The 3,117-nt window shown below is 59.2% G+C and carries 6 protein-coding genes and 1 pseudogene; 4 read left to right on the top strand and 3 right to left on the bottom strand.

Annotated features, from left to right (window positions below; all coding sequences use genetic code 11):
• Positions 1 to 185: hypothetical protein (locus tag B7X49_RS18500; RefSeq protein ID WP_286840609.1), on the bottom strand; the 185-nt coding region annotated here is incomplete at its 3' end.
• Between the two features lie 237 nt (positions 186 to 422).
• On the opposite strand from B7X49_RS18500, the gene B7X49_RS18495 reads away from it, so the two are divergent.
• From B7X49_RS18495 to B7X49_RS18485, 3 genes are all read left to right on the top strand, one after another.
• The gene (locus B7X49_RS18495; RefSeq protein ID WP_286840607.1) at positions 423 to 617 is read left to right on the top strand and encodes a DUF6878 family protein; all 195 of its coding nucleotides are present in this window, start codon (positions 423 to 425) and stop codon (positions 615 to 617) included.
• Between the two features lie 10 nt (positions 618 to 627).
• Entirely contained in the window at positions 628 to 993 is a 366-nt protein-coding gene (locus B7X49_RS18490; RefSeq protein WP_286705433.1) for a DUF6915 family protein, read from the top strand.
• A gap of 76 nt (positions 994 to 1,069) precedes the next feature.
• Positions 1,070 to 1,573 (top strand): hypothetical protein, encoded by a 504-nt coding sequence (locus B7X49_RS18485; RefSeq protein ID WP_286705432.1) that lies wholly within the window; start codon positions 1,070 to 1,072, stop codon positions 1,571 to 1,573.
• Positions 1,574 to 1,660: 87 nt separating this feature from the next.
• Here B7X49_RS18485 and B7X49_RS18480 read toward each other — a convergent pair whose 3' ends face one another.
• Both B7X49_RS18480 and B7X49_RS18475 read right to left on the bottom strand, forming a co-directional pair.
• Complete coding sequence (locus tag B7X49_RS18480; RefSeq protein WP_026440770.1) at positions 1,661 to 2,086, bottom strand: type II toxin-antitoxin system VapC family toxin; 426 nt, start codon at positions 2,084 to 2,086, stop codon at positions 1,661 to 1,663.
• Positions 2,083 to 2,325 carry a type II toxin-antitoxin system Phd/YefM family antitoxin gene (locus B7X49_RS18475; RefSeq protein WP_026440771.1) on the bottom strand — a complete coding sequence of 81 codons (243 nt, stop codon included), beginning with the start codon at positions 2,323 to 2,325 and terminating at the stop codon, positions 2,083 to 2,085. Before B7X49_RS18475 ends, B7X49_RS18480 begins: the two co-directional genes overlap by 4 nt.
• Before the next feature lie 203 nt (positions 2,326 to 2,528).
• Between B7X49_RS18475 and B7X49_RS18470 the strand changes: the two are divergent.
• Positions 2,529 to 2,841, top strand: a pseudogene (locus B7X49_RS18470) (DNA primase); the annotation flags it as partial.
• Positions 2,842 to 3,117: the final 276 nt, after the last annotated feature.

The raw sequence follows: 3,117 nt of genomic DNA, 5'->3' as shown, positions 1-3,117 counted from the left end.
CGGTTGAGGCTGCCGATCTTCCATCCGCTGAAGACGAAGCACAGCTCGAGCCGCACGAGATCGCGGCGGAGTGATCCCAGAACCCCGAGGCGGCCCAAAGGCCGCCTCGCCTCCATTCCTTCACACCATCCAAACCCGGCTTCGTGCCGGGTTTTGCATTTCTGGAGACAGATCATGTCAGACAATCACAATCAGGCGCCAGACCAACAATCACTTCCTATGATCGATCCTTTTGTGGCTTCATGGGAACAAAAAGAACGCGCGTATCGCGAGCGCGCCTGTGCCTTGCTAGATGGCAACAAGAAGGCGCTGTTTGGCATTCTGGCGGAACGTGACATTACCGCCGTGATCGTGAATTTCGACGGCTATAATTGCCGGATGAGCGGATCGAGATTTTCCGGCCGGGCTGGGATAGCCCGGACATGGAACGCCAGACCCACACGGTGCGCGAAGCCATTGAGGCGCTGTCCTATGATTTTCTGGCGCAGACGCATTGCGGTTGGGAAAACAATGATGGCGCCTATGGCGATTTTATCTTCGACGTAACGGAGTGCAGCATCACGCTCGATTATAATGAGCGCTATACCGCCACCGAAAACTATTCCCATGAATTTTGAGGAGGAGGAAATGGCACATCCTTATCACCACGCTTTATCCTCTGCAAAAAAATGGGGCGGCGCGGCAGAAGATTTCTTACCGCTGCATTCTTGGTTCGATGAGAGCAAGATGATCTCTGCTGATTTTCGGCATCGAGCACTTCGCCATCATGCCGAGGGAATTTTCATGGCGGAGAGATTTTTTGGTTCCGTCATGACGATCTCGACTGGGCGGATAATACCTGTGCGCCTGATCGGCGAGCAGCATGTCCGTGAAGATCTCGGCTTCATACCGGGCTTCGCGGATTGGATCAAAGCGATCCGCCCCGAACCCTGGATGGGCCGGGCCATGGCGCTGCATAGGTTGCTTGATCCATTTGAAGTCGATGCTGCCTGAGCATCGGTTTTCACCATCTATCTCTTTCAACCAATAACCCGGCCCCGTGCCGGGTTTTGCATTTCTGGAGGCCGACATGGCGGATTATTTTTCACCGACCGTGATACCGGAGATCATTCCGAATACGGATATGACGAAGCTGGAGCTGTTGTTGCTCTCGCATATGTTCGATGCGGAGACGGATGGCGATGGAACCTATTTCCATTCCTGGCAGGGCCCATCGGATCTGATCTGGGTCAATCGCGCCGAACTCAGCGCTGCGCTGGATGAAGCCTGCGGCAGCGGCAGCCAGGTGCGCAACCATGTGGAAGAAAAACTCAAAAACGCTGCTGCGGATGATACATCCGTCGACCTGGATATAAGCGCCGTGTCCTGGGAGGTGATTCTTCAGGACATCGTGCGTCGTTCGGCCAAGCTTCGTTATATCACCGTGACCACGGCATTCACCTGTTCAAAAATGCGCGCCGATGGTTTTGGCGGCATGGCACTGTTCATCACCGCCGATGCCATCAAAGGCTGCTCGACCACGGAGTTTCTGTCGGACTGTCTTGCCGACATCGCCGGGCAGGAGGGCGGGTAGAAGGATGCCCGGGACAATTTACGCAGAACCATGACCAATGCGGATGGGCCGAACCCGGCAGCGGGACGGCCCATTTTGCGTGGGCGATTACAGCAACATCGTTTTCACGCCCAGTGCTGCGCCAGCTTCGCCGAGGCGGCGGTCAAGCGTGCATAGCGTGGCGCCGTGATCCGCGCAGATGGCCAGATGCAGGGCATCGCCCGCGCGCAGGCCCAGCGTGTATTGGTCCGCGAAGCGGGCGGCAGTCCGGAATTGCGGCCCGCTGACCGGCAGGTGCAAAAAACTTTCAGCGGCGAGTTGTGTGAACATCGCCAAGGCTTCGGCGCGGTGGACGGGTTGTAGCTGGCCGGTGCGTAATTTGATTGACAGGGCGGATGAGAATTCGGTCATCACCCAGTCGCTGATCGCCAGCTCTCCGGCTTGCTGTGCCGCCAGCCAGGCCTGCATGCGCTCAGTCTCGGCTTCATTCGTCAGGGCGGCAACCAGCAGCGACGTGTCGAGATACAGGCTCAATAGCGCGCCTCGTCGCGCATTTTACGGATGGCCTCACGCGCGGGCTCAGCCTGGGTGGGCATATTAGCGGTTGCGGCCTGTAAAGCCCCGAGATTGACCGGCTTGCGCGGGATGTCAGCCGGGACGAGTTGCGCCACTGGCTTTCCCCGGCGGGTGATGCGCACGGCTTCTCCGGCGGCGGCCCGTTCGACGAGCTCGCTCAGATGTGCCTTGGCGTCGGCGAGGTTAACGCTGCCCATGGGATACTCCTGACCAGTTAGCTGGTCACTTGTAGCATGGATGCCATGGGAGCGGAAGATTTTTGGTGGGCGTGGTGGCCCGGTCAACTTCCGATTCGGAAGATAGCGCCTGGGCGGGGCGGAACGATAGGCTGCGCTGTTCGGCAGCTTGATGGGCTGGTGCTCCGGTTGGCGGAAACTCTTTGGTGGTGGAGGAGAAAGCGATGCCCAAGCGTGATTTTTCCATGCCTGTGGCTGAGCTGGCGCAAATGCTGGCCCGGCAGGCTGAGGCAGTGTGCCGGCATTATTTGCCCGCCGGGCGGCGCGAGGGCCGCTATTGGCTGGTGGGAGATGTGCATAATACGCCGGGGCGGTCCTTATTTGTGCGGCTCAGTGGCGGCGGCACGGGCAAGGGCGCCGCCGGACGTTGACAGGACGCCGCCGAGGGCACGCATGGCGATTTGCTGGATTTGATCCGAGAAAACTGCGGCCTGACGGATTTCCGCGACGTAGCCGAGGAGGCGCGGCGGTTTCTCGGGCTGGCTGGCAGCGAAAGCGCGCCAGCCGCTGTCAGCATTGATCCCGCACCAAATAACACAGACGATACTGAGGCCATGGAAGCCCAGGTTCAACGCTCCGCCCGGCGGCTGTTCGCCAAGGCTCAATCGCTGCCTGGAACGCTTGGCGATGCCTATTTGCGCCGTCGCGGCATTACCGTAAGCGTCCGGTCTCGATCGTGTAGCGATCTGATCTCAAGCGGTTTAGCTGGACTCCTTCTGGAGGCTCATAAGGAGGCGGCTGGTGGAGGGAGAG

It is taken from the genome of Acidiphilium sp. 34-64-41 (assembly GCF_002282635.1).
In the GTDB taxonomy this organism is placed as follows: domain Bacteria; phylum Pseudomonadota; class Alphaproteobacteria; order Acetobacterales; family Acetobacteraceae; genus Acidiphilium; species Acidiphilium rubrum.
The sequence above is the reverse complement of the archived record's forward strand: the minus strand, read 5'-3'. Positions and strand labels throughout refer to the sequence as shown.

Coding starts and splice junctions, on each gene's coding strand:
- B7X49_RS18495 (WP_286840607.1), top strand. CDS start 423: ATGGAACGCCAGACCCACACGGTGCGCGAAGCCATTGAGGCGCTGTCC.
- B7X49_RS18475 (WP_026440771.1), bottom strand. CDS start 2,325: ATGGGCAGCGTTAACCTCGCCGACGCCAAGGCACATCTGAGCGAGCTC.
- B7X49_RS18485 (WP_286705432.1), top strand. CDS start 1,070: ATGGCGGATTATTTTTCACCGACCGTGATACCGGAGATCATTCCGAAT.
- B7X49_RS18490 (WP_286705433.1), top strand. CDS start 628: ATGGCACATCCTTATCACCACGCTTTATCCTCTGCAAAAAAATGGGGC.